Genomic DNA, 5,599 nt, shown 5'->3' with positions numbered 1-5,599 from the left:
CCTTCGCCGAAGCTCTGGCAATGGCCGTCGCTGGAGATGAACTGGCCCGCGGACAGGGCCAGGTATTTATTCGGATGGATCGTTACGTTGACGCCACCGGCGATCGCCATCGTCGTGCGGCCCAGGCGCAAGTCCTGGCAGGCGAGATGAATCGCGGTCAGCGACGAGGAGCACATCGTGTCCAGCGTCATGCTCGGACCGTGCAGGTCCAGCGCGAACGACACCCGATTGGCCGTGCTGGCGAAGCTGCCGGCGACGCCCATGCGCTGCCCGCGCACGCTCGCTTCGGCCGCGAACAACTGGTACTCGCTGTACATCATGCCGACATACACGCCCACGTCGCCGCCCGCCGACAGCGCCGCGCGCGTATAACCCGCATCCTCGATCGCCATCCAGGCGTGCTGCAGGAACAGGCGTTCCTGTGGGTCGATGCGTTGCGCCTCCGTCGGCGACATGCGGAAGAAGAGCGGATCGAATTCATCCACGCCTTCGATGAAACCGCCCCAGCGACTGAAGTGCCGTCCCGCAGCTGTGCGGTCCTCGCTGTAGTACTCGCGCCAATCCCAACGGTCGGCCGGTACTTCGACGACGCTGTCTATGCCATCGCGCAAGTTGGCCCAGAAGGCGTTCAAATCACGCGCACCCGGATAACGGCCGCTGATGCCGACAATGGCAATGGGTTGCGCGTCGGCCGTCTCACGCGCCGTCGTTCGCGGCACGCCGAAGCGCTGGCGTGCACGTGCGGCACGCGGTTGCGCTCTCGCCGCTGCCACCTGGGTGACCACGGGCGTCGCGGCCTTGGCGCCCCCGAACAGTCGAGCCAGCGCCTCCGGATGGGCTGCGGCAAGATGCGTCGCCAAGGCATCGAGGTCACGGTATTCGAAAAGCAGCGTTTTCGGTTGCGGGCCGAACGATGCCTCGATGCGCCGCGTCAGCTTCATCGCGACGATCGAATCGACGCCATAGTCTTCGAGCGACGCGCGCGGATCGATGCGTTCCACGCGCAGCTTCAACGTCTGGGCAAACTCGCGGCGCAGATGGTCGCGCAGACGCGCGAGTACGTCCGCGCCGCCGGTCACGACCGGTGCCGGTTCGGAGGCGACGCGCGGGAGCAGCCTGACCTGTGCGGCACCGCTGACGAGCGCGGCGACCAGTGCGGCGGGTAGCTCTGCCGGATCGAGAACGGTCCAGGAGAGTGCGATCGTCGCACCACGCCGATCGCCTCCTTCGACCTGAGCACGGCGTTGCGTCACGAAGCCGGTGAACGAACCGTTCGCCGCATCTTCGGAAGCACCTGCGACGAAGAAGTCGAGGTCGGCCGTTGCCGTCGCGGCATCGACGGCGGCGAGCACGTTCTCCGCGAGACTCCCGTCGCAGGCCACGACGCCGCGCAGCGGATAGAGCGACGTCGTGAGCGACGACATGGCAGCACGATCCGGGATGCCGTGATGCCACGATGCGCGTCCCTGCGCCCTTGCGATGAATTCGGCAGTGCGTTCGCTGTTCGCTTCGCCCGACCCGAACCCGATGATGCGTGCATGACGCGTGCGGGACAAAATGTCGTCCGCGATGGCACGACCTGGCCCTTCGATCGCATCGAACACGAGGTAGGAAGCATGTTCGCGCCACAGGCATTCGCCGGGCTTGGCCGCTTCGTCCAGTGCTCGCCACGTGCCGCCAGCGTCGGCCACGGCCAGCCGTGGTGGTGTTCGGTGTCCCTTGCCGGCCCCGTGCAGCGCACGTGCCGACAGACCGCGAAGTAGCACCAGGCTGCGACCTTCGTCGTCCAGCAGATCGACGTCGAAGTGACGCACACCGGCATCGCTGCTTGTCCGTCCCGGCCGCACCCAGGCCCACACTTCGGGCGGCAACGGCGCAAGCACGCTGACCTGCTCGACCGCAAAGGGGAGATGCGGCTCACTCACGTCATCGATGAGTGCGAAACACGCCTGCAGAGCGCCATCCAGCATGCCCGGGGGCATGGCGAACGCACCGCTGCCGCCCATGTCGTCGCAACGGATCAGTCGGGCCAGCGCATCTGAATCGCCTCGCGAAAGCGTCGCGATCGTACGGTGGCTCGGCCCATAGAGCAGGCCCATCGCGGCAAAGCGCGCGTAGAGCTGGCTCACATCGATCGCCGTAGGCATGGTCGCGGACAGGGCGTCGACATCGATCGCCTCGGGTAGCTCGCGTTCCACCCATGCCGCGCTCAGTTCGCCATGCACCTGTACCGCATCGCCTTCGCCGCTCAGCATGTCGACGTCGAAAGTGCCGTGATCGTCCGGCGACACCGTCACCAGAAGCGACGACGCGCCCTTGGCAACGAATGGCGCGATCCACGCCGCGTGCCGCAACTCGATCACCGGGCGTCGTGCGTCTTCCGGAGTCGCACGGAGCAAAGCGGCATACGCCAGTTCGAGATAGGCCGCGGCGGGAAGCACTGGCGTGGGCGAACCACCAAGCAGAACCTGGTGGTCGAGAAGGAACGGCTCGTTGCCTCGCCACGTGGAACGGAAAGCCTGCCGGGCAAGGTCCGAAACGTTCTCATGCAGCAGCGGATGCAGTGGTCGCTCGCCCTGCCTGCGGCTGGAGAACTGCCGGATGAGTTCCGCAGCATCGGCCCGTGACAACCGGCGGCCTTTCCATTCCGAGACCACGAACTCGATGAAGCTCACCATACCCGTTCCCTTTCGTTCGTTCATTGCAGTGCGCCCAGCAGTGCCACCGCCTGTGCCGTATCGAGCTCGTCGTTCTCTACGCGCCCGAGTACCTCCTCGATCCACGCGGCATCGCCCACCGCGGGCGCTGCTGCCGGTGCCGCGACCGACGCGCCACCCACCCAGTAGCGCTCGCGGGCGAACGGATAGAGCGGCAGCGACGTCACCGTCCGCGCTCCCTCATGCAACGTATCCCACGGCACGTCCATCCCCGCTTCCCATGCTTCGGCAAGACGCGTCATGTCGCGCGTGGCGAGCCACGACGCCAGGGCCGCGTCGTCAGGTCGTACGTGTTTCCGCACACCACGTTCGAGCCACGTCCTGGCGGCCTGGGCCAGCCCACGCGCATCGGTGGCGACGAATGCCACACGGGCGTCCATCGCATCGCGCCGGCATTGGGTCGTGAAGGCGATGGCTGCGACGTCGGCGTGAGGATGCACCTCCATCCATGTGGCGAAGTCGGTCACGCGACGGACCAATGCCTCCGCATCGCGCGCCGAGAGCGTGACCACCTGACCGCCCGACGGCGCGGAACGACTCGATGTGACGGCAGGTCGTGACGCGCGGTATTCCTCGATCACCACGTGGGCGTTCGTCCCGCTGTAGCCAAACGAGTTGACGCATGCGCGGCGCACGCGATCCTCACGCGTAGGCCACGGCGTGGCTTCGCGATTGACGAAGAACGGCGATCCAGCGAAATCGAAGTGATGGTTCTCGCGCGTGACGTGCAGGGTCGGTGCGATCGTGCCGTGACGCAGCGAGAGCAGCACCTTCTGCACGCTCGCGACACCAGCGGCAGACGAGGTATGGCCGATATTGCTCTTCACTGAACCCAGCGCGCAGTAGTTGCGCCGGGAGGTGCTTTCGCGGAACACCGAGGCCAGGGCTTCCAGTTCGATCGGATCGCCCAGCGGCGTACCCGTGCCGTGCGTCTCCACGTAGTCGATGCCATCCGCATCGATGCCGAAGCGGCGATGCACGTCGCGCTCCAGTTCGGCCTGGCTCACGGCGCTCGGCGCCGTGATGCCGTTCGTTCGGCCGTCCTGGTTGATCCCGGAACCCGCCACGACGCCAAGAATACGGTCGCCATCGCGCTCCGCATCCGCGAGCCGCTTGAGCACGAGCGCACCGACGCCGTCGCCCATGACGATGCCGTCCGCGCTGTCGTCGAACGCCTTGCAGCGACCGCTCGGCGACAACATGCCCGCCTGGCTGAGCGCGAGATACGATTCCGGAGCCAGCCAGAGGCTCACTCCGCCCGCCAGGGCCATGTCCACCTCCCCGGTACGCAGCGCCTGGCAGGCGAGATGCAACGACACCAATGACGACGAGCAGGCGGTATCGACCGAGATCGCCGGACCGTTGAGATTGAGGTGGTAGGCGATGCGGGCCGCGGCGATCGAGTAGCTGTTGGCCGTGACCGGTGCGGAGACCACGCCACTGCGTGCGAGCAGCAAGGCGTAGTCGTTCGTCGAGATGCCAAGGTACACGCCACAGCGCGAACGGCTCAACGCACGACTCGTATAGCCGGCGTCTTCGAAGGCGTGATACGCCTCTTGCAGGAACAGACGGTGCTGCGGGTCCATCTGCTCCGCTTCGTCGGGCGAGATGCGGAAGAACAACGTATCGAAGCAGTCGACGTCATCCATGGCCCCCAGCCAGCGCGACATCATGCGATCGCGCGCCTCGGGGTTCGGGTCGTAGAAATCGTCGATAGCCCAGCGCGACGAGGGTATCTCACGGATCGCATCGCGACCTTCAACGATCTGTTGCCAGAACGCGTCGAGATCGTCCGCACCGGCATAGCGGCCGGACATGCCAATGATGGCGATGCGGTCCATCGCCTGCGCTGGCGAAGCCTGCCGTTGGCGCGACGTCACGCGTCGGCGCAGCGTAGGTCGCAATGGTGCGGGCGTGGCGGCGGGTGCCTCGCTCGGTGCGGTTTCCTCCATGACCGACTCGGACGGCAGCAGCGACGCGATATAGGCCGCGAGTTGCCGGATCGTCGGGTAGCTGTAGATCGCCGTCGCCTCGATCGCGGTGCCGAAGTCCTCGTTGATCCGCCGCACCCAGGTCACACCGCTGATCGAGTCCAGGCCGAGCTGGATGAACTCCATGTCGTCGTCGATCGACCGGCCTTGCAGATGCAGTTCGATATCGAGCCCCTGGCGAAGCTTTGCAGCGACCGCATCGGGCGAACGCACCGCCACCTTCGTCGGCGAGGCAACGGGTGCGGCGGCGGGGAGGGGTTTCGACGCGGCAGGTTTCGGTGCTGGCGTCTTTGCCAGAGCTTCGAAACGCGCCTGGATGAAACGGGACGTATCGTCGCGACCCACGAAGGTCTTGTCGTGCATGTCCAACTCGCGCGCGAAGGTCTCGTCCACCCGTTCGGCCAGACCCACGTTCCACAACGCCTTGAGCCCGACCAGTCGATGCCGCGGATGCCGCGCCATCCGCGACGCCAACGCCAGTGCCGCCGGCAACACCTCGGCGCGCGGCAGCACCGCCTCGCCCACGCCGCGCTCGCCTAGCGCACGACCCGTGTATTCGCGGGCGCTCAGCAGGCTTTCCCGCCCCAGCGCCTGGCCCAGTCGTGCCGGTGCCATCAGCGTTGCGCCGGCTCCGGGCGTGAAACCGTAATCCATGTACGGGCTGACGTAACGCGCTTCTTCTGCATAGAACCCCAGGTCCGCAAACAGACCCAGCGACCAGCCTGCTCCGATGCCGTGGCCTTGCATCGCCGCGATCACCGGCACCGGACAGCTCATCGGCAGACGGAAGATCGTGAAGTCGGTAAACCGGGCCTGCCCCGACTGGATCGCCAGCAGGCTCTCGCGCGTGCCGCCCGAAGCGAAATAGGTGTCGTAACCGGTCACCACGAC

General features: G+C 66.4%; 2 protein-coding genes. Both read right to left on the bottom strand.

Annotated features, from left to right (window positions below; genetic code table 11):
• On the bottom strand, window positions 1-2,702 hold a 2,702-nt coding region (locus BT115_RS18145; protein ID WP_177257453.1), incomplete at its 3' end, for a beta-ketoacyl synthase N-terminal-like domain-containing protein.
• Window positions 2,699-5,599, bottom strand: a 2,901-nt coding sequence (locus tag BT115_RS18140) for a beta-ketoacyl synthase N-terminal-like domain-containing protein (RefSeq protein WP_255369476.1), incomplete at its 5' end; no start/stop codon positions are given. The genes BT115_RS18145 and BT115_RS18140, both read right to left, overlap by 4 nt.

This window comes from Luteibacter sp. UNCMF366Tsu5.1 (genome assembly GCF_900119235.1).
Lineage (GTDB): Bacteria > Pseudomonadota > Gammaproteobacteria > Xanthomonadales > Rhodanobacteraceae > Luteibacter > Luteibacter flocculans.
Note: the sequence above shows the minus strand (reverse complement) of the source record. Positions and strands in the feature narration are given on the sequence as shown.